18 protein-coding genes are annotated in these 21253 nt (G+C 53.4%); 4 read left to right on the top strand and 14 right to left on the bottom strand.

Annotation, left to right across the window (positions count from 1 at the left end):
- Window positions 1-173: 173 nt before the first annotated feature.
- From PBA01S_RS09580 to PBA01S_RS09590, 3 genes are read right to left on the bottom strand one after another with little or no spacing between them, the layout of a single operon-like run.
- Window positions 174-1709 carry a response regulator transcription factor gene (locus tag PBA01S_RS09580; protein ID WP_127575870.1) on the bottom strand — a complete coding sequence of 512 codons (1536 nt, stop codon included), beginning with the start codon at window positions 1707-1709 and terminating at the stop codon, window positions 174-176.
- Window positions 1706-3550 (bottom strand): cache domain-containing sensor histidine kinase, encoded by a 1845-nt coding sequence (locus PBA01S_RS09585; protein WP_174844476.1) that lies wholly within the window; start codon window positions 3548-3550, stop codon window positions 1706-1708. Before PBA01S_RS09585 ends, PBA01S_RS09580 begins: the two co-directional genes overlap by 4 nt.
- Entirely contained in the window at window positions 3547-4302 is a 756-nt protein-coding gene (locus tag PBA01S_RS09590; protein ID WP_028538994.1) for a helix-turn-helix domain-containing protein, read from the bottom strand. The genes PBA01S_RS09585 and PBA01S_RS09590 overlap by 4 nt, the downstream gene beginning before the upstream one ends.
- Before the next feature lie 106 nt (window positions 4303-4408).
- Between PBA01S_RS09590 and PBA01S_RS09595 the strand changes: the two genes are divergently transcribed.
- Complete coding sequence (locus tag PBA01S_RS09595) at window positions 4409-6709, top strand: glycoside hydrolase family 65 protein (RefSeq protein ID WP_127575871.1); 2301 nt, start codon at window positions 4409-4411, stop codon at window positions 6707-6709.
- A 15-nt stretch (window positions 6710-6724) separates the two neighbouring features.
- Window positions 6725-7396, top strand: a complete 672-nt coding sequence (gene pgmB / locus PBA01S_RS09600; RefSeq protein WP_028538992.1) for a beta-phosphoglucomutase — start codon at window positions 6725-6727, stop codon at window positions 7394-7396.
- Window positions 7397-7414: 18 nt separating this feature from the next.
- Here the strand turns inward: pgmB and PBA01S_RS09605 are convergent, their stop codons facing one another.
- The 4 genes from PBA01S_RS09605 to PBA01S_RS09615 form a co-directional block, all read right to left on the bottom strand.
- Window positions 7415-8365, bottom strand: coding sequence for an MBL fold metallo-hydrolase (locus tag PBA01S_RS09605; protein WP_016310827.1), 951 nt, complete (start codon window positions 8363-8365; stop codon window positions 7415-7417).
- 87 nt (window positions 8366-8452) lie between these two features.
- Complete coding sequence (cydS, locus tag PBA01S_RS23325) at window positions 8453-8554, bottom strand: cytochrome bd oxidase small subunit CydS family protein (protein WP_016310826.1); 102 nt, start codon at window positions 8552-8554, stop codon at window positions 8453-8455.
- A gap of 5 nt (window positions 8555-8559) precedes the next feature.
- On the bottom strand, window positions 8560-9591 hold the full coding sequence (locus PBA01S_RS09610) for a cytochrome d ubiquinol oxidase subunit II (RefSeq protein WP_085170657.1): 1032 nt from the start codon (window positions 9589-9591) through the stop codon (window positions 8560-8562).
- Window positions 9588-10937, bottom strand: a complete 1350-nt coding sequence (locus PBA01S_RS09615) for a cytochrome ubiquinol oxidase subunit I (protein ID WP_127575872.1) — start codon at window positions 10935-10937, stop codon at window positions 9588-9590. The genes PBA01S_RS09610 and PBA01S_RS09615 overlap by 4 nt, the downstream gene beginning before the upstream one ends.
- Before the next feature lie 288 nt (window positions 10938-11225).
- Here PBA01S_RS09615 and PBA01S_RS09620 point away from each other — a divergent pair, with 288 nt between their 5' ends.
- Window positions 11226-12371, top strand: coding sequence for a virulence factor (locus PBA01S_RS09620; protein ID WP_127575873.1), 1146 nt, complete (start codon window positions 11226-11228; stop codon window positions 12369-12371).
- 73 nt (window positions 12372-12444) lie between these two features.
- On the opposite strand, the gene PBA01S_RS09625 is transcribed toward PBA01S_RS09620, so the two are convergent.
- The gene (locus PBA01S_RS09625; protein WP_127575874.1) at window positions 12445-13578 is read right to left on the bottom strand and encodes a transglutaminase domain-containing protein; all 1134 of its coding nucleotides are present in this window, start codon (window positions 13576-13578) and stop codon (window positions 12445-12447) included.
- A 296-nt stretch (window positions 13579-13874) separates the two neighbouring features.
- Here PBA01S_RS09625 and PBA01S_RS09630 point away from each other — a divergent pair, with 296 nt between their 5' ends.
- Complete coding sequence (locus tag PBA01S_RS09630) at window positions 13875-14072, top strand: hypothetical protein (RefSeq protein WP_016310820.1); 198 nt, start codon at window positions 13875-13877, stop codon at window positions 14070-14072.
- Between the two features lie 81 nt (window positions 14073-14153).
- On the opposite strand, the gene trxB is transcribed toward PBA01S_RS09630, so the two are convergent.
- From trxB to PBA01S_RS09660, 6 genes are all read right to left on the bottom strand, one after another.
- Window positions 14154-15104: a thioredoxin-disulfide reductase gene (gene trxB / locus PBA01S_RS09635; protein WP_085170654.1), complete on the bottom strand. Its 951-nt coding sequence runs from the start codon at window positions 15102-15104 to the stop codon at window positions 14154-14156.
- 144 nt (window positions 15105-15248) lie between these two features.
- A complete protein-coding gene (locus tag PBA01S_RS09640) occupies window positions 15249-17195 on the bottom strand; it encodes a heavy metal translocating P-type ATPase (RefSeq protein ID WP_127575875.1) in 1947 nt (648 codons plus the stop codon).
- A gap of 309 nt (window positions 17196-17504) precedes the next feature.
- Window positions 17505-18797, bottom strand: coding sequence for a homocysteine synthase (locus PBA01S_RS09645; RefSeq protein WP_028538984.1), 1293 nt, complete (start codon window positions 18795-18797; stop codon window positions 17505-17507).
- 126 nt (window positions 18798-18923) lie between these two features.
- The gene (locus PBA01S_RS09650) at window positions 18924-19775 is read right to left on the bottom strand and encodes an ATP-binding cassette domain-containing protein (RefSeq protein WP_127575876.1); all 852 of its coding nucleotides are present in this window, start codon (window positions 19773-19775) and stop codon (window positions 18924-18926) included.
- Window positions 19772-20632, bottom strand: a complete 861-nt coding sequence (locus tag PBA01S_RS09655) for a membrane protein (RefSeq protein ID WP_028538982.1) — start codon at window positions 20630-20632, stop codon at window positions 19772-19774. Before PBA01S_RS09655 ends, PBA01S_RS09650 begins: the two co-directional genes overlap by 4 nt.
- Complete coding sequence (locus tag PBA01S_RS09660; protein ID WP_051416957.1) at window positions 20616-21245, bottom strand: RNA polymerase sigma factor; 630 nt, start codon at window positions 21243-21245, stop codon at window positions 20616-20618. Before PBA01S_RS09660 ends, PBA01S_RS09655 begins: the two co-directional genes overlap by 17 nt.
- Window positions 21246-21253: the final 8 nt, after the last annotated feature.

The following is a 21253-nucleotide window of genomic DNA, read 5'->3' on the forward strand; positions in this document are numbered from 1 at the left end:
TTGATAACTTCTATCTTTCTTGCTCCTTAAGCATAAACACCCCTAAAAACAAAAAAAATTAATCAAATATTGATTAATTTTAGATTTTCGCCTCGATTTCGAGTTGATTGTGTCAGGCGATGGTATGAGTTTTTAATATAATCACACTTTTTTATCTGATTTATGCTTCTTTTTTATCCTTCTTCATTGCGGTATTGCTTCGGGGACACTCCTGTATACTTGCTAAATACGATGGCAAAATGCGCCTGATTGCTAAACCCCACTTTCTCAGCGACCTCGTAAATTTTGTAACGGTAATCTTTTAGCAGCTCTTTGGCTTTGTTAATACGCAGTTCATTAATATAATCAAACAAGCCTTGCCCTACTTCTTCTTTAAACAGACGGCTGACATAATTCGGGCTAACTTGGAACAGGTCGGCGAACAACTTCAGGGACAAGCTGTCTTGATAATGATGCTCAATGTACTCCAAAATATGACGGGTCAACTGGCTGTACCCTTTGAAAGAAGCGTTGATCTCTCCGCCAAGCCGTTGTTCAAAGACAGTCCGGTAAGCACTCGACATTTGCACGAAATCTTCAAAACCCCCGTGATCGCCGAGATCTTCCTCCGTTTTCCCGTTGCGGCCCATCATAAACAGCAGGCCTTCATAGACTTTCTGTACTTCTGTCTCATCCAAACACTCTTCCGAACGGATCAGATTCTCCCAACGTGACAACACATCCATGAACTTCTCGTGGGCATGCTCAGCCAAGGCGGATTTCATTTGCTGCACATAAGCATCCGCTTGATTCAATGCCGCCTCACTTCGCTCCTTCTGGTGGCTGTAATAGAAAATCAAGGTTTCCGGATGATAAAAATGGTGCGATAACGCTTGCAGCGCTTGTTTGTACGCCAAGGGCACTTGCTCGAAGCGATCCACCCAATCGCTGACGCCGAGCACAATATCGATATTTACGAAACGCTTCAGCGTCGAACTGATCCGCTGCACGATGTCGTTCACGCGCGTTAGCGAAGCAAGCAGACTCTTCAGTTCGCTGTTGCTGATCAGAAGAGCGTACATCCGCTCGGTTAATGGCAGGAACTCGATCTCCCGCTCCGCCGAAACGACTTCGTTCACCATATTTTGCACGGTGTTCCCAAGGACGGTCTGCGACGATTCGCTGTATCGTTGCAGCACCTTGTCATAGTTTTTGATTTTGATCAACACGACGTAGATATTGCCTTCTTTCAACCGCGTTTCCGAAAGCTCATGCCGGGTGCCCGTCCCGTTCAGCAAGCCGATAAGCACTTGTTCCTTGTGATTGGTCACCTTTGGAGGGTGCGAAGGAGCGGACATTCCGAGTTGCTCCCGGATATTCTGCAGCATGCCAATCAACTCCCGGTCATTCATGTCCGGTTTATGAAAATAATCGAGCGCCCCGAGCTTCATCGCTTCCTTCACAAACCCGAAATCGTCAAAGCTGCTCAGGACCACCACTTTAACGGGCAGCTCCTGCTCTTTAATCCGGCGCAGCACTTCAAGCCCGTCCATTCTCGGCATCTTGATGTCCAGCAGCACAACATCCGGTTGCTCGCTGACGATGAGCCGCAACGCCTCATCTCCATCTCCGGCTTCGCCGATGATCTCCACGCCTTGGGCCTGCCAGTCGATCGCCGATTTAATGCCGATTCGCACCAGCGGCTCATCGTCTACAATCAACATTCTCATTTGCTGTCCCTTCCCCCTGCCGTATCATTTCGAATGACTGGAACGCGTATCAGCGCCACCGTTCCTCCCTGCCTTCCGGGAGCAATCCATAAGCCATAACCCGGTCCAAAATGCAGCCGAATCCGGCTTCGAATATTTTGAAGGCCAATCAAGTTAAACCCATCTCTGGAGACTTTCTTATATCCCGGCTTGGCCTGTAACTCGCCTTCTTCCGGGAACCCCCGGCCGTTGTCCGCGACTTCCACGTACAAGTCGCCTTGCCGTTCATAAATGGAAATGTTCAGCATGCCTTTATAATCAATTCCCTCAAAGCCATGAAAAATCGCATTTTCCACCAGGGGCTGAATCAGGAATTTCAAGGTTTGATACTCGATAACTGCTGGATCAATCGAATAGGTCACCTCAAACTTGTTGAAGTACCGGAAATCCAGGATTTTGGCATAGCTTTGGACAAATCCGACTTCCTCAGCGATGAGCACCAAGTTCTCATCCGTCTTCATGCTAAACTTCATCACGGATGCGAAGGCTTGCAGCGCCTCCTCAATTCCGGATGCGCCCTGGACTTTAGCCATCCACTTGATAACATTCAGCGTATTGTAAATAAAATGCGGGCGGATTTGCGATTGCAGCGCGTCCATCTCCAGCTTGCGCTTCTCTTCCTCCTTCTCGTAAATCCGCGTAATCAAACTGCGAATTTCCTGCAGCATTAGATCAACCGTACTACTGATTACCCCAACCTCATCGCTTTGCTGCGTATCGAACCGGACATCAAGTTGGCCCTGGGCGACCAGCTTCATTTTGCGGTTCAGCACGGCCAATGGCTTTAGAATTCGCGCTGCGATCCGCAGGGAGATCAGGATCGACAGGATTAGCAGCAGCAAGAGCGTACCAGCCATAATGGCAACCAACTGGTACACAATGGAGTAGATGTCGTCCTTTGCAATCAATGTCACCGCATGCCATTCGGCCACCTGAGACGGAGAAGAGATCAGATACAGCTTTTGATTAATCCACATTCGGGTCGTACCGGTCCGGCCGGACGGCTCCTCCTGAAAGCCGCTCCCAAACGCGGCGGAAGCCGCTTTGCCAATCTCCCCGCCATTGGAGCTTTGGATAATTCGCTGATCTTCATCCAGCAAATAGAAGTTGGATGCTTCCGCGAACGCCGTATTACTCCACAACGTCTTCAGCTTGTCCGCAGAAATGTTGAAGACAATAAATCCGAGTCGTTCCTTCGTATACGGGTCCATAATAGCTCGGCCCGCGGATACGACCGGAAGTCGGTGCGGCGATAGCAGCTCATCGTAATGAATGCCCGTCGTGATAAACTGCCCGTTCCCTTCTCTAATTTTGCGGATAAACGGCTCCTGCAAATAGGTAGTTTTGAAATATTGATAATTGATATACTCACGGTTGCTGCGGCCGATAATCGACTGATCATGCTCATGATAAATAACGACCGAATCCACCAAATCTGAATATAGCATGATCCCGCTTTGAATCAATCCGTTCACCTTATCGAAATCCTTGCCGCGTTCCAGCAGCGGATAAGGGACCTGGTTATAGTCCTTCTTCATAATTTGGTACACGCTTTGCTCCTGAATGGGAAACATGGACAACCTTTGCAGCGGCTGCAGGGACGTATCGATATTGGTCACGATCTGCTTGTTGTTCTCCACCGCCGCATCCAGCATCACGTTACGGTTGTTGTTGACATATATCCATGACACAATCCCGGCGACCAAAGTGAGCGGAATCAAGATAAAGACGGAAAAAGCAGCGATCAGCTTCTTCTCCAAACTCAGCTGTGACAGTTTCTGCCGGATGAATTTTATGATCATAATGATCTCTCCAGTATGGATCTCCCCGCTCCGCTGGTCCGAAATTGCTTTGGCGTCATCCCGACAAATTCCTTAAACAATCGGGTATAGTAACTCTGATTGCAAAATTTAAAATGGAATGCAACTTCGGAAATGGAGCGGTTCGTATAGATAAGCATGTACTTCGACTCTTCTATCTTACGGCTGTTAATATATTTCATCAGCGGCACGCCGGTTTCCCGGCGAAAACGATCGGACAAATAACTGGGATGTACACCAAGGTGATTCGCAATAAGCGGCAAGGTCAAATCGTCAAAAATATGCTGCCGGATATAATGAATCGCCAGCTTCACCAGATGAGAGTATGGCAATTCTTCTCTCTCCCGCTGAATGGTCATCACGAACTGCACCAGCATTTCGTATTCGAATTGGGCCAGCGCTTCAAGATCGTTCAGCTTTTCGATCTCCAATATTAGAGTATCACTTAGGTGAAAAGCAATCTCCGGATCGACCCCGCCCTGAATGATGGCTCTTGTAAACAAAGTGCAGGAGGCGATGAGGGCGTTTTTTTTGGAGCGCAGCGGATAGGTGGCCAGCACCGCCGCTTCAAGTTCGTTGATCTTCCGCATCACCTGAAGGGCAGTGGCTTCGTCGCCCATCCGGATCGCTTCCAGCAGCTCCTGTTCGTAGTCTACCGGAGGATGAACAAAACGATCCTGAAGTACCTGCATTTTTGATGATTGATAATAAGCTTGGCCTTGTTGAAAGTTCATCTCTATCCCACCTAAAAATTTTGACAAAAATCTAAAGAATTTAGTATTACATTATCGCTTTCAGTTCTAAAATTCAATCATAACAACTTGGAGGGATCGAACAACCATGACTTGGAAAATAACGAATTCGGACGTTTCACAGCCTGAGCTGTTGAATATGGAAAGTATCTTTGCGCTTGGCAACGGATATTTGGGGGTGCGGGGTAATTTTGAAGAAGGCTACGGCGAGCAAATGACCAGCATTCGCGGCACTTACCTCAACGCATTCCACGATGTGATTGAGGTTCCTTATGGCGAGAAGCTGTTTGCTTTTCCTGAAACACAACAGAAACTGGTGAACAACATCGATGCTCAAACGGTGCTGATCTATTTCGGCGAGGAGGAAGAGCCGTTCCGGTTGGATCAGGGCACATTCACGAATTTTCAACGGACGTTGCATATGGATCAGGGATTCTCAGAGCGAAGCGTGCATTGGACGTCCCCATCTGGCAAAGAAGTGCGTCTGACCTTCCGCCGTCTCGTCTCCTTTACACACCGTGAATTGTTTGCCATTCATCTCAAGCTGGAGCCGATCAACTTTAGCGGCCCAGTCAAAATCGTTTCTACGTTAAACGGTAACGTCAAAAACTACACCAATCCCAACGATCCGCGGGTTGGAGCAGGCCATGCGGAACGGATGACGGTGGTGGACAACGGAATGCGAGGCCAATCCAGCTACGTTGTAGACGAAACGATGGTTTCCAAAATGAGGGCCGCATGCGTCACCCGCCATCAGTTAACTGCCGATGCAGCGATCACGCTGGATACCAAGCCGGGGGAAATCGTTTATACGGCAAAATTTGCTTTGAACGACACGGTTGAATTTACCAAATTCAACGTATATACGGATACGCTCCGCCATGGTGAAGGATTCCTGGAGCAGGCATTTGACCTGCATGAGCGCCTGTCCAACTTATCCTTTAGCGATTTGCTTGCTGAGCAGACGGCATATCTGAACGATTACTGGAAATCAGCTGACGTTATCATTCAGAACGACGATCAGCTGCAGGAAGGCATCCGCTTCAACCTGTACCAGTTGCTGCAATCCGCCGGTCGGGACAAGTACAGCAACATCGCTGCCAAAGGCTTAAGCGGAGAAGGATACGAAGGCCATTACTTTTGGGATACAGAAATTTATATGTTCCCCGTATTTTTGATGACTCAGCCTGAGCTGGCCCGTCAGCTGCTCTTGTACCGTTACTCTATCCTGGACGATGCCAGAGCGAGAGCGCGGGAGATGGGACACCGCAAAGGCGCGTTGTTCCCTTGGCGCACCATTTCAGGGACTGAATGCTCCTCGTTCTTCCCGTCGGGTACAGCGCAATATCATATCAGCGCTGACATCGCCTACAGCTATGTGCAATACTACCTTGCTACGCAGGATCGGGATTTCCTGCTGAATTACGGTGCGGAAGTGTTGATCGAAACGGCGCGGTTATGGGCTGAGATCGGGCATGAATACAACGGAGCCTTTCACATCGATGAAGTCACCGGGCCGGATGAATATACCTGCTGCGTGAACAACAACTACTATACCAACGCGATGGCCAAACATAATTTGAAATGGGCAGCGAAAAGCTGCGCAATCCTGAAGGACTACGATCCCGCTGGCTATCAGGCGCTGTGCGAGAAGCTTGGCGTCACGGACGACGAAATCGCGGCTTGGGAAGCGGCAGCAGCAGCAATGTTCCTGCCGTATGATGAAGCGCTGGGCATCAATCCGCAGGATGATACCTTCCTGCGCAAGGCGGTTTGGGATTTTGCCAATACGCCAAAAGAAAACTATCCGCTGTTACTGCACTACCATCCGTTGACCATTTATCGGTACCAAGTATGTAAACAAGCGGATACCGTGCTGGCCCATTTCTTGCTGGAGGACGAGCAGTCCCTGGAGACGATCCGTCGTTCCTACGATTATTACGAACGAATCACGACCCATGACTCCTCTTTGTCCTCGTGTATCTTCAGCATCATGGCGGCCAAGATCGGCAATCTGGACAAAGCGTACGAGTATTTCATTGAAACGGCGCGGCTGGATCTGGACAACACGCATGGCAATACGAAAGATGGCTTGCATTTGGCGAACATGGGCGGCACGTGGATGTCGATTGTGTACGGCTTTGCCGGCATGCGGTTGAAAGAAAGCGGTCTGTCCCTGGCCCCGGCGATCCCGCGGGATTGGGAGCAATATGCCTTCCGCCTGACGTTCCGCGACCGCCTGATCTCCGTGCGAATTGGAAAAGAAGACGTCAACTTGGAGTTGATTGAAGGCGAGGGCATCGACATTCAACTGTACGGGAAAACTGTGACATTGGATCGAGATCGCGCGGTTTCTCGCCCGTTGGCAACCCTTGAATTACAAATTTAAGAAGGAGCGGTTAAAATGAAATCTTTGCAAGCAGTCATCTTTGATTTGGACGGCGTCATTACGGACACCGCCGAGTATCACTACCAAGCGTGGAAAGCCATTGCCGAAGAGTTGAACATTCCCTTTACACGCGAGTTTAATGAAAACCTGAAGGGCGTATCCCGCCTTGATTCGTTGAAGCTGTTGCTCAGCCAAGCAACAACTCCTGTTCAATACAGCGATGTGGAGATGGAGGAACTGGCAACACGCAAGAACAACCTTTACGTCAAGTTAATCGAAAAAATCACCCCAGCCGACCTTTTGCCGGGAATTTCGGAATTCCTCACCGAACTGCGGGAGGCCGGGATCAAGACCGGGATCGCTTCCGCCAGCAAAAACGCCCAAACCGTCTTGGACGGACTGGGCGTGACCAGCTGGTTTGATGTGATTGTGGACGTCACCCGCTTAAAGAACAATAAGCCGGATCCGGAGATTTTCCTGACTGCGGCCGCCCAGCTTCAGGTCGAGCCGTCGGCTTGCATCGGCGTGGAAGACGCTGTATCCGGCGTCGACGCGATTAAGGCGGCAGGCATGTTCGCTGTCGCCATCGGCGATGCCAAGCAGTTCCCAAAAGCCGACATCGTGCTGCCTAACACCGCCAAGCTCAGTTTACGGAATCTGATGGAGCATTTTGCTGTTCGCGTGTAAAGCAGCTAGAGCAGCCTGTTACTCCTCTGGCAATCGCAGCGTTTCCCCGTGATGCAGCAGTCGAATCGTCTCCTCGGAGAAGCCTAGGCGGACCCGCTCCTTCTCCAGACGGTCCAGCGCCTCCTGCGCGGTATCATCGGCGAGCCGGAAGGTGCCGTAATGCATCGGAATCATCAGCTTCGCCTTGACGTCAACGAACGCTTGCAGCGCCTCCTCCGGCGTCGTATGCTGGCTGGTCATGAACCATTCCGGCTCATAAGCGCCGATCGGCAGCAACGCCACATCGATCTGATAGCGTTCGCCGATTTCGGCAAATCCGCGGAAATAACCGCTGTCTCCGGCAAAATAAATGACCGGCGGTTTCTTCTCCGCCTCGCTTGGCACCGGCTCCAGGACGTAGCCGCCCCAATGAGACGTATTCGTATCAAATGGCGTGCGGCGCGTCCAGTGCTGAGTCGGGACAAAGGAGATGTCTACCTCCCCAATCCTTATCCGTTCCCACCAGCTCATTTCATGGACGTTGTAGAACCCTTTCCGCCACATTTTCCGCCCCAGACCAACTGGGACAATGATAGTCGTATCTTTGTGATAAATCCGACGAATCGAAGCAAAATGCATATGATCATAATGGGAATGAGATATCAAGATCACATCGATGGGCGGCAGTTGATGAATGGGGATTCCCGGCTCGGTGAGCCGGCGTTGAAATCCCATCCGCATCGCCCAGACGGGATCGGTAACGATATTCAACCCTTGATATTGGATCAGAAACGTCGAATGACCGATCCACGTAATCGTGCTCTCTTCCCGGTTCGCCTGCAAATAATCGAGCTCCGGCGGCTTATTGGGAATCAGGAAGGAATAGTCCTTCTTTTTTCTGCGCCGTTCTTCCCGCAGCTGCTTAAATTGCTTTAACGTTTTGTCGGTGCTGACATTATCGAGGTTGTTGTAGCGCATTCTTCTTGGCATCGCTCCAGTGACTCCTCTCCGCATTACTTTCGCTCTCTCTATCATTCATTCTAGACCAATCCCCGGCCTAAACCCAAATTTTATGGGTCAATCGACCCGATCCTTATATTTCCAGGCATAGAGAAATAAGAAAAGAACCGCCCCAGCGACCACCAACTCCGGCGCGATCATCATCATAAACCATTCCATTCCCTTCACCCTTTCCCCGGCGAATTGCCTCTTACATATTTGGCATCAAACAAAAATAACCTCATCAGCAAAAACAAGGAAGGAATGAGAATACACAATCCCGCGACAAATGCGGTGATTAAAGCGACAGCCATCGTCTCGTTCGTAAAGCTCTCATAGATACTCACCTGCTTATAGAGAATATAGGGAAGGTGGCTGCGGCCATAGCCGTACCAAGCGAACCCGAACTGCAGCATGACCAGCAGGAAGGACCAGCCGAGCCGCCGTTTTTTCCACATCAAGAAGACGGCCCCCAGATAACAAATCAGAGACGCGATAAACATCCACGCCATATCTAACATATGTGCGAAATGCTCCGGATTTTGCCGATTGATCTGAAAAAAGGCGAATACACAGGCGAGAATCGTCGGCCCGCTCCACAGCAAAGCATACCCGCGCAGGACTCCGAAAGCCCGCTGATCCTCCGCTTTATCGGCATAAAAAGCAAGAAACATCGCCGAAATATACAGCACCGACACCAGCGCCAGCAGAATGACCGACCAGGTGTACGGATTGGCGAAGAAGGCGGCCCAATCCAACACAACTTTCCCGTCGCGCTCGTCGATAATCCCGCCCTCCGAAATCGCCAAGATCGTCGAAAGGGCCGCCGGAATCAGCAAACCCGTCGCCCCGTAGATCGCCATATACGTTTTGTTGTTCGCTTGGCTCGCGCCATAGGTGTTATACGCGTAATAAGCGCCTCGCAAGGCGAGCAGCACGGTCACCAAGCTGCCGGGAATGAGCAGCGCTGTGCCGTAATAGTAAGCGGAATCCGGAAAGAACCCGACCAACCCAACGACGAAAAAGATCAAAAACACGTTGGTCACTTCCCACACCGGTGACAGGTACCGTTGAATAATGTCGTGGATTTTGTTTTCGTGGCCGGTGATCACGCTGTAATAGCTGAAAAATCCGGCCCCAAAATCAACGGAAGCGACGATCAAATAACCAAACAGAAACGTCCATAACACCGTAATGCCGACCAGCTCATAGCTCATTTCGCGTCTCCTCCCTCAAGCCCAGCTTGCCGCAGCTCGGTAAGCACATCCTTGTTGCGGAACATCCGGGATAATACGTAAACGCAGGAAAGGCACAGAACCAGATACAGCACCGCGAACATCAGCAGCATCGGGCCAACGCTTTCCGAGGTGGTGGCGGCTTCCCCCACCTTCATGTACCCCCGGATGATCCACGGTTGACGGCCAAACTCGGCGAACATCCAGCCGAGCTCGATGGCAACCATCGCCAGCGGTCCCAGCGCCAGAATGCCGATCAGCAGCCAGACCGGAACCTTCGTTTTGCCGCCGGGCAAGTAGCGTCGCAGCAAATACAGGAACGGAATCAGCACGAGCAGCGCCCCGATCGTGACCTTAAGGTCAAACATATAATGAATCAGCAAAGGCGGACGCTCATCCTCCGGGAACTCCTCTAACCCGATGACCCGGGTATTTGGCGAGTTACCGGCAAGGATGCTAAGCGAATACGGGATTTTCAGCGCGTATTTGACATTTCCCGCTTCATCCAGGACGCCGCCATAAATCAGCGGTGCCCGTTCCATCGTTTCAAAATGCCATTCCGCGGCCGCCAGCTTCTCCGGCTGGTACTTAGCCAGAAACTTGCCGGAGAAATCCCCGATCACCGCCGTCGCCAGAGCAAATACGAAGGCAGACATGACGGTCAGCTTCAGCGCCTTTTTGAAATAAACGTGATCCCGGCCGCGCAGCAAACTAAACGCCGCGATGCCTGCCAGAATTCCCGCACTGGCCGTATACGAAGAAGCCAGGACATGGGATACCTTGGTTGGCGTGGCCGGGTTAAACATCGCGACCAGCGGACGGAAGTCGGCGATGACCCCATTTTTGAGGGTGAATCCCTGCGGGGTGTTCATGAAGGCGTTCAGCGTGGTGATGAAGAAGGCGGAGGCGGAAGAACCGATGGCGACCGGAATCAACAGGAGCAGGTGCAGCCCTTTATTTTTGAAACGATCCCATGTATATAGGTAGATTCCCAGGAAAATCGCCTCCACAAAAAAGGCGAAGGTCTCCATAAACAACGGCAGCGCAATCGCCTGCCCGGCGACGCGCATAAAGGTAGGCCAAAGCAGGCTTAGCTGCAAGCCGATAGACGTACCGGTCACAACTCCAATCGCCACGGAGATGACGAAGCCGCGAGCCCAGCGACGAGCCAGCATCGTATAATGCGGATCGTTCGCACGAATGCCCCGCCACTCCGCCAGTGCGATCATCAGCGGTACGCCCACGCCAATCGATGCAAAAATGATATGTACAAACAAGGTCAGCCCGGTAAGCATCCGGCTTAACGTGACCGGGTCAAGATGTGTCATAACGAAGCTCCTTCAAGAGAAGTAATGGAGGAAGCGAATCACGCTTTTGATAAAGGCATACAACATGATCACAGCCACGATGAGACATACGATCGCCAGAGTTCGCTCTTGTTTTCGGAACATGCCTTCGCCTCCTTGCCCATTTAGTGTGTCGCGGATGTTCCTTTTTATTCCTGTAAGGGTTGGGCAATAGGCCGCATTGAGGTACAATAGACACGAAAAGTTTAAAATTAAACCATCAAGGATTGGATTAAGTCCTTACCTAATAGAAAGGAGTCGTGATGATCTATGAAGATCGTCTTTATCGAACCGACCCCCAGCCCAAATACGATGAAACTCCATTTGGATGAAAGCCTGGAGCCGGGGATTCGGAAAACATATACACGGGACAACGAACGCTCCGCCCCTGCTTGGATTCGCGGATTGCTGCAGATCCCTGGGGTCAAAAGCGTATTCCACACCGCTGATTTTGTCGCTTTGGATCGGAAAGGCAGCGCTGATTGGGCAGCGATCTTGTCCGAAGTGCAGAAGCAGTTCGGACAGGAAGGCGTCGAATCAGCCTGGACTCCGGAGAGCGGGGAAGCCTCGGGATTTGGGGAAGCCCAGGTATTCGTGCAGTTCTTCCGGGGCATCCCGATGCAAATTCGGGTGAAGGCGGGGAACCAAGAGGAACGGATCTCGTTGTCCGAGCGGTTCGTGAACGCCGTCACTGAGGTGGCCAGCGCCACGCTGATCAAGGAGCGCAAGCTCGTGGACTACGGCGTGCGCTACGGCGAGCTGCCGGACATCGCCCGCGAGATCGAGCAGGAGCTGGAGGCGGCCTTTCCGCCGGAGCGGCTGAAAGGCATCGTCGAGCAAGCCATCGCTCACGGCCGCAGCGAGAAGGAGTTCGTCGAGCAGCGGCGCGCGCTGAGCCTGGACGAAATCCGCGAGCGGATGAAGGACCCGGATTGGCGCGTGCGCTACGCCGCGCTGGAGTCGATGCAGCAGCCAACCGAAGAGGCGCTGCCGCTGCTGGCGGAGGCGCTGCGCGACCCGCAAATGCAGCTCCGCCGGCTCGCCGTCGTATATCTCGGCGATCTGCGGACGCCGGAGGCGATGGAGCTGCTGTATGAGGCGCTGCGCGACTCTTCCGCCGCCGTACGGCGCACCGCCGGCGACACGCTGTCCGACATCGGCGATCCGGCAGCCACAAGGCCGATGATCGCCGCGCTGTCGGACAGCAGCAAGCTGGTCCGCTGGCGCGCGGCCCGCTTCCTATACGAGGTCGGCACGGATGATGCCTTGGAGGCGCTGCGCGCAGCGGTGGATGACCCTGAGTTCGAGGTCGGTCTGCAAGCGCGCATGGCCGTCGAGCGGATCGAGTCCGGCGAGCAAGCCGCCGGAACCGTCTGGCAGCAGATGGCGGGCCGCGACCGCGGGGGCAGCAAGTAAAGATAACAAAACGAGCAAGGATCACCCGACAGGAGATGTCTGTGATCCTTGCTCGTTATTTTTTTATCCAAACTTATTCCCAATGAATCTCCACCCGCAAATCATCCGTTCCGTCCAAAGGCTGCATCAGGTAGCGGATATTGCGGATGCCCAAGTTGTACAGCCTGGTCAAGTCCTCCAGCAGCTGCTCATCCGAACCGGCGTAACGCACGGTCACTGTCGCTTTCCCTTCCTTCATCCCGGCCTTCACTCGCTCCGCGATTCCTTCGGCATTGGACACGGCTGCATCGGCATCATATAAGTCATACCCCAGCGCGGTCTTCAGGGCGAGATAAGTGTGCTTTTTCTCCCCGCCAGCCTCAATTAACGCCTGCAAGGTTTGAATATAAGGAACGGATGCCCGAGGATAATCGGCCGCCTTCCAGACATGATCCTGCCTCATCTGCTCATCGGTTCGCAAGTAATACGTATAATTCACACGCTTAGGCACATCAGGAACCGGGTCGTCCCAGGTCGTGTCCAAATGGTACCAGCGGTTGTCGAGACGCACGAGGTTCCATGCATGCAGCTGGCCCCCCGCTGTCCCTTCGACTAGTCGGTTCTCAATCCCGGCTTCCTTCAGCAACTCGTAAGTCAACAAGGCGTAGCCCTGACATACCGCTTCCCCGGTTTTGAGCCCTTCATAAGCGGTATATTTCTGTAGATCGGTATCGTACTTCAAGTTCAACACAACATAATCATGAATCGCTTTGATTTTCTGATGGTTGTTCATTCCCGGTTGGATCAGCTGCTTCAGGATGCTCTTCACCCTTTGGCGGACGTAAGCCGTTTGCTCAGCGGTTTCACGGTAATGCACCTGCAGGGTGATTTTGGCCGAGCTCGTCGTGCCGCGCCAGGAGTAGACGTAACGATCCACGATATATTTCGTGTACGGATCAGCTTCCAGCGCATCGTTCACCGCTTGCTTCAGCTGTTTCTCCAAATTATTGGTCGACCCCTTATATTTCAAGGTAATCGTTGGGTTCCGCGCCTCCATCCCTTGCGCCAGCTTCGCCTGCAATTGCTTGGTCGTGGTGACCGTCGCCGGCTCCGCTGCCGCTTGCACCGGGACCGTAATCCATGCGAGGGGTTCAGCACTCAGCAATAAACCGCCGATCACCCCGGTTATGAGCCAACCTCTTGAAAGTCTCCTGATTTTCTTTCCCATCTGGCTTCCCTCACCTTCCGGTCAAGCTGCCTCAACAATTGCTGCCAATCTTGCGATCAAGCCCATTGTAACACAGCCATTCCTGCAAAAGCTTACTAGTTTTGTCGAGGCAAAACCGGATTTGGACAACTTCCTTAAGTCGATTTCTTCGAGATTTCCACGAAAATCTGTTTCCTAAAATTCACAATCAGCTTCTACAAATGAAAGCTGGGCTTATGTATAATAAAAACATAAAAAATGTGATAAATGTCATTGCATAATTTTTCAGACTTTCATAGGAACGGAGAATCGATTGGATGACTATCGTCAATATTTCGGATATTTCGGTGGAATTATTTTTGGCCGTCATGTTTTTTCTGTTGATTGTGGCGCCTATGGTGAGCCTCGGTGTACTTCGACTGTTCCAGGGCCGCAAGCGGGCGGGCCTTGCCTTAATCGGCGGCGGAGTGTTGGGATACTTCGTATTCCAACTGATTGCTGGACTATTTATCTAATCTAGGAAGCGCAATCATTTTATAACTCTGCAAAAGAAAACGGCGATACAGGCCCTTCCTGTATCGCCGTTTGGCTATTCGTTATTTTACAGCAGCTGCCGCTTGCTCATGCTCCAGGCTTTCGATAAATTTCTCGCAATCGATCGCTGCCATGCAGCCGCTTCCGGCAGCCGTGATCGCTTGACGGTAGCGGTTGTCCTGGACGTCGCCGCAGGCGAAAACGCCCGGAACGTTGGTCTCGGAAGTGCCTGGCTTCACCACGATGTACCCGTTCGCATCCAGCTCGATTTGGCCGCCCAAGAACGAAGTGTTCGGTTGGTGACCAATCGCCACGAATACGCCGCTGGCAGGAATGATTTCTTCCTCGCCCGTTGCATTGTTGCGCACTTTCAAGCCGGTAACCCCTTGTTCCCCAGCGATAACTTCAAGCGGTGTGCGGTTGAGCGCCAGCTCGATTTTCTCGTTGCTGCGGACGCGATCCTGCATAATCTTCGAGGCGCGAAGCTCATCGCGGCGGTGCACCACCGTCACTTTCGTAGCAAAGCGGGTCAGGAAGCTGGCTTCCTCCATGGCGGAGTCGCCGCCGCCAACGACGATAATCTCCTTGTTGCGGAAGAAGAAACCATCACAGGTTGCGCACGTGCTTACGCCGCGTCCAACGTTCAACTCTTCACCCGGAATGCCCAGGTATTTGGCCGTAGCCCCGGTCGACAAGATCAACGTCTCAGTCACGAGTTCACCAAGTCCTTCGACCTGCAATTTAAACGGACGTTGACTCAAATCTACACTATTCACCCAGCCCATGCGGAATTCAGCGCCAAAACGTTCGGCTTGCTTGCGCATATTATCCATCAATTCCGGGCCCATGATCCCATCCGGGAACCCCGGGAAATTTTCGACTTCCGTTGTAGTTGTTAATTGACCGCCGGGCTGCGGGCCTTCAATCACCAGTGGATTCATGTTCGCGCGAGCAAGATATATTGCAGCGGTTAATCCGGCCGGTCCGGTTCCGATAATAATTGATTTGTACATATCCTCAAATCCTTTCAAATGGATTCATCTCAAATAATAGATATAAGATTGGCTTGATTCTAATTATGTGAAGGTTGCAGGGATCTGTCAATCTTTGTAATGGTTAGGTATGGTGAAGGTTAAATGAAGGAATGGTGAAGATCGTTACCGAAGCAGTCGCAGCCCGTTCAAGATGACCAACAGCGTACTGCCTTCATGACCCACAACACCAAACGGCAAAGGGATATCCGCTGCGAAGTTGCTAACGATCAGCATCAGAATCACCGCACCGGCAAACGCCAGATTCTGCTTCACGATCCGCCGAGCGCGCCGGGCAAGCGAGATCGTCTCCGCAATCCGCTCGATGCTGTCGTTCATCAGCACGACATCGGCCACGTCCAGCGCGGCCCCGCTGCCGCCGCCGCCCATAGCGATGCCCACGCTTGCGGCTGCGAGCGCCGGCGCATCGTTAACGCCGTCGCCAACCATCGCGACGCTGCCGTAGCGCTCCCGCAGCGCCTTGACATGCGCGACCTTCTCCTGCGGGAGCAAATCGGCGTACACGAGGTCCACGCCGATCTCCTTGGCCAGCGCATGGGCGGTTACGCTGCGGTCGCCGGTTAACATCGCGACGGCGATCCCCAGCTCGTGCAGCCGGGCGATGGCCGCCTTGGCCTGCGGGCGCACCTCGTCGCGGAGCGCGATGAGGCCGATGTACTCCCCGTCCCGTTGAATGACGGAGACGGTGTGCCCCTCGGCGATCCACTCGCGAAGCTGCTCAGCCAGCGGTCCTGGCAGCAGCGAGTCGCCAGCGTCCGCCTTGCCGATGCGCCACATCGCGCCGCTGACCTTCGCTTCGATGCCCCAGCCCGGAAGCGCCCGCAGTGCCTCGGCCCCGTCGATCGGCAGCCCTTCGGCTTGCGCTTTGCGTACGATCGCTTGAGCCAGCGGATGCTCCGACAGGCTCTCTGCCGCAGCGCTGGCAGCCAGCACCTCCCGCGGGTCAACGCCTTCGACGGTGTACAGCCCGGTGACCACCGGCGAGCCTTCCGTCAGCGTCCCGGTTTTATCCAACGCGACGGCCCGAACGCTGCCCAGGTGGTCCATATGAGCTGCGCCTTTGAACAGCACGCCTTTGCGGGCGCTCTTCGACATCGCCGAGAGCATCGCCGGCATCACCGACGACACAATCGCGCACGGGGAAGCCACGACAAGAAACACCATCGCCTTGTAAAAAGCAAACGACCAGCTCCATCCAAGCAACCACGGGGTGAGCAGGATTAGGCCCAGCGTTGCCGCCACAATGGTCTTGGCGTAAATGCCCTCCAGCCGCTGAATAAACCGCTGCGTTCCCGGCACCTCCTGCTGAGCTTGCTCCACGAGGGTGATAATTTTAGCAAACAAGGTGCCTTCCGCCGGGCTGGACACCTCTACATAAATCGCCCCTTCTCCATTGATCGTTCCGGCATACACTCCGTCTCCCGGCTGCTTATCCACTGGGATCGATTCTCCGGTGATGGCGGATTGATTCACCGCAGAGCTTCCGGTGCGAATGACCCCGTCTGCCGGGATCACCTCCCCGGGCTTCACCAGCAGCAGGTCGCCCACGGCCAGCGCCTCCACCGGCACCAGCTCCATCCCATCTTCGCCAACGCGAAGCGCCGTTTCCGGCTTCATCGCAATCAGCGCCGAGATGTCCTTCTGGCTCTGTTCACTGGCGAACGACTCCAGAGCGCCGCTTAACGCAAAGATGAAGATGAGCATCGCCCCTTCATTCCAATAGCCAATCGAGGCAGCACCCAACGCCGCCGCGATCATCAGCAAATTGACATCCAAATCCCGCTCTTGGATTAAAGTGATTAAGCCTTCCCGGGCCTTCACATAACCCCCCACCGCATACGCCGCAATATAGAGCGCGACGGAGATCCAAGGCATCATCCCCTGCATCCCCCAGACCCATGCGGTAAGCATCAACCCGCCGCTGCCTAGCGCGAGCAGCAGCTCCCGGTGGCTGAAGAGCCGCTTCCAATTCAACCGCCGCTTCCCGCCCGGGTTAGGTTGATGGGCGGTTTGATTCACTTCCGGCAAGGTTCTTCGATGGGCGACTTCCATGATAAACTCCTCCTTATACAGGCGGTCAAGATGAGAATGAATATTATTGTTAACCCCCTAAAAATGGCGCAAGCTGCCCCGGGATCTTCCCGGAGCAGCTCACAAATGAGAACGATAATCATTGTTGAATCAGGACAATAATTTTGGTTAAGAGAAACTTTTTACTTTATTGTATGCCGATATTTCCATTTTGTAAACACCTGTTGACCTCGATTTTAGATTCACAGCGCAGCCCTTGTCCACACACGAAAAAAAAAGCCGCTGATCGGACCAACAAACTCCGGTTCAGCGGCTTCTATATTCATCGTATTAGGCCTGACTCGCAGCAATCGCCTGCTCCAAATCGTACAGGATGTCGTCGATCGACTCCGTCCCTACGGACAAACGGATTAGCCCCGGCGTAACGCCCGCGGCCAGTTGCTCCGCTTCCGTCAACTGCTGGTGCGTTGTGCTGGCCGGATGAATGATCAGCGACTTCGAATCGCCGACATTGGCCAGATGCGAGAACAGCTTCACGCTATTGATCAGCTTGCGACCGGCTTCCACGCCGCCGCGGATTTCAAACGTGAGAATCGCGCCTTGTCCTTTCGGCAAGTATTTTTGCGCCAGTTCATAGGATGGGTGGCTTGGCAGTCCTGCATAGCTAACCCATTCGACCAGCTCATGCGATTCCAGATATTGCGCCACCTTCAGGGCGTTCTGGCTGTGACGTTCCACGCGCAGATGCAATGTTTCCAGCCCTTGCAGCAGCAACCACGCATTAAACGGCGACAACGAAGCACCAAGATCGCGCTGCAATTGAACGCGGGCCTTAATAATGTAAGCAAGCGGACCAACAGCTTGCGTATATACAACGCCATGATAGCTTGGATCCGGCTCGGTCAAGCCCGGGAATTTCCCGCTGGCCGCCCAGTCGAATTTCCCGCTGTCGACGATGATGCCGCCGATCGAAGTGCCGTGCCCGCCGATAAACTTCGTCGCCGAGTGCACAACGATGTCCGCCCCGAAGTCGATCGGACGCAGCAAATACGGGCTCGGGAACGTATTGTCGACGATCAGCGGAATCCCGTGCTCATGGGCAATCGCCGCGACCGCTTCGATGTCCAGCACGTCGCCCTTCGGGTTGCCGATCGTCTCGGCGTAAAGCGCCTTCGTCTTATCCGTGATCGCTGCACGGAAGTTCTCCGGATTCGAGGAATCCACGAACTTCACATGCACGCCAAGCTTAGGCAGCGTAGTGGAAAACAGATTATAGGTGCCGCCGTACAACGAGGTCGAGGAGACGATTTCGTCACCCGCCCCGGCAATATTTAAGATGGAGAAAGTGATCGCTGCCTGACCCGAGGCCGTCGCCAATGCCCCGACGCCGCCTTCTAGCGCAGCTACACGCTTCTCGAACACGTCATTGGTTGGGTTCATGATCCGCGAGTAAATGTTGCCGAATTCCTTCAAACCAAACAGATTCGCCGCATGCTCGGTATCGCGAAAACCATACGACGTCGTCTGGTACAGCGGGACCGCACGGGAGTATGTAGTGGGATCGATCTCCTGGCCGGCGTGAATCGCCAGCGTTTCTGGGGCATATTGACGCTCTTCAGACATGGATAATTCCTCCTTCAAATCTTCGAAATCATGAGAAATCGAGAATGTTTTTTCATATTCTCTCACATCTCTTGGGATTTGAAAATAGGAAATCCGATAAATTTTATATGAATTATTCAATTTGAGCTAAACCCGTTGATATTTCCGGATAAAATAAGCATCCTCGAACGTCGGCTCCCCTTCGCGGAGCTCTGGAAACAAGGGGGCTTCCCCAACCAGCTTGACATAAATGCCTTCCGCCGTTTCCCGAAACTCAATCAACCCGGTCTCCGGGCACTGATCAAATTGCTTGCGCGTCAGCATCCCTTCCCATACCCGGTAGGGCAAATCTGCCATCCAGGACGTTTTTCCGCCGTAAAAACGAACCTTTCCCTGATCCAGCCACAGCACATCATCCGCTGCTTCCTCCCATTCGCGCAGCTCATGCACCGCCGCGATCACCATTCGTCCTTCGGCATACCGGTTCAAATAAGCGATCGCCATCTTCCGCTCTCCGGTATCCATCCCGTTCAGCGGCTCGTCAAGAAACAGGAAGCGCGGAGCAGCGAGCAGCGACTGGGCTAGAGCGATCCGCCGCTGCACGCCGCCGGATAAGTGCTTGATCTTCGTGTCACGATAAGCTTCCAACCGAAAATCACGAAGCAGCTCCTCCGTTCGCTCCGAGTGAAAAACACCCTTCAGCTCAGACAAATAATTGAGCAGCTTGTGCGGCGTCATATTTTCATACAGCTCAACTTCGGACGGCACGTATCCGATTTGACTGCGCACCAGCGGCAGATCGGCCAGCGCCGACCGCCCCTGATAGAGAATTTCTCCTTGATCCGGCAGATTTACCGTCGCCAAAAGCTCCAGCAGAGTAGTTTTTCCGGCTCCGTTCACCCCAACCAGCAAAGTGATCCCCCGCTTCAGCCGCAATTGATCAATTTGCAGGGTAAATCCGCCGGCCGGGCGTTCCCGCAGCCCTTCGATGTGAATCATCGCTGAGCACCATCCTGACCGATAGCGGTTCTCAGATTCTGACTGCGAAAATATGAGCGGAACAACAGAAGAACACCAACCAGCAGACATGCTGCATTCATCACAGTACCTGCTTCCGCCCCGGCCGTTAGGTTCATCGAAGCCATCTGGTCGAAGAGAACCAGCCACAGAAGGTAGACGCCGACTGCGGTCCATACCCCCGCCTTATGTCCGTAACGAAACAACACGTACATTGCCGCTCCTCCGATGAGCAGAGAAATCCCTAACCATTCCAGCAAGAAAGGAATCAATGGCAATGTCGCTTCGCCGACCGTCGCCACACGAATGCTCACCATGATGGAGCTGATCAGCGCCCAGCCCACGACCATCGCCATGATCATCAGCATGCGGCTGTATATGACCAGCGCCGGCGGGTAGGGGGTCACGCTCTCGATCGCGCGCATGCCGCGATCCCAGCTGCGATAACTGTATAGCATCGAGGCGATCAGCATCAGCGGGGTAATCAGAGAGAAAAATCCCGGCACCCGATCCCCCAGCAACTCATTGCTCAGCGGATGACGCGGATCCACCAAAAATACCAGCATCAAAAAGATAGCTGCCCCCGTCAACATCAACGAACGGCGGTTCAAACGAAATTGACTCCGCAGCAACCGACCTAAGGTGGGCGGTTCCACTTCAGCATTAAAATCCAGCGATGCCGCCGCATTTTGCGCTTGAAGGGCGGCGAATTCCGGCTGCAGCGCCTTAATCAGCGCCGCGGTTTCCGACGGAGTTGGTCCCGGCTGCAGCGCCTGCCGCAGCGGCTCGCACAGCTCCCGCTCCAATTGCTCCAGCTCTTTATCAATGGATCGTTCCATGCATCGGCACCTCACTTTCCTTTTTTCCATGAATTTTAGGGACCTCATCGTCTGAAACCGATAACGGCGAGTCTGCTGAGCGGGACAGCACCCGCTTCAACTTGCGCAATCCTCCATAAAGGTGCGACTTGACGGAGCTCAGCGGCAACCCCAGCAGCTCTGCGATTTCCTGCAGTTTTAGATCATGGAAGAAGCGCATGCGCACGACCTCTTGCTGCAGTTCCGGAAGCATCGTCATCGTCTCGGCCAGCTGCTGTACCGTCTCCTGCCGTTCGATCAATTCCTCCGCCCTTGGTGACGGATCGGTATCCTCCGGAATCGTGTCGATCCCCGCGTACTCTGAACGGTAGGACGCGCTGCGCCAATAATCTCGGCACAAATTCAGCGCCACTTTATAGAGCCACGGGCGAAGCTGCTCCATACCGCCATGCCTTTTCAGGTGGCGAATCAGCCGGATAAACGTCTCCTGGACGATATCCTCCGCTTTCCCCCGGTCCTTGAGCTGACTGGTGACATAGGACAGCAGCGGCCCGTGATACCTCGTTACCAGCAGCTCGAACGCTTCTTGATCGCCGGCAGCCATTCGCTCGGCCAACAGCGTGTCCGAAATCATTGTTTTTC

The organism is Paenibacillus barengoltzii NBRC 101215 (assembly GCF_004000745.1).
Classification (GTDB): Bacteria; Bacillota; Bacilli; order Paenibacillales; family Paenibacillaceae; genus Fontibacillus; species Fontibacillus barengoltzii.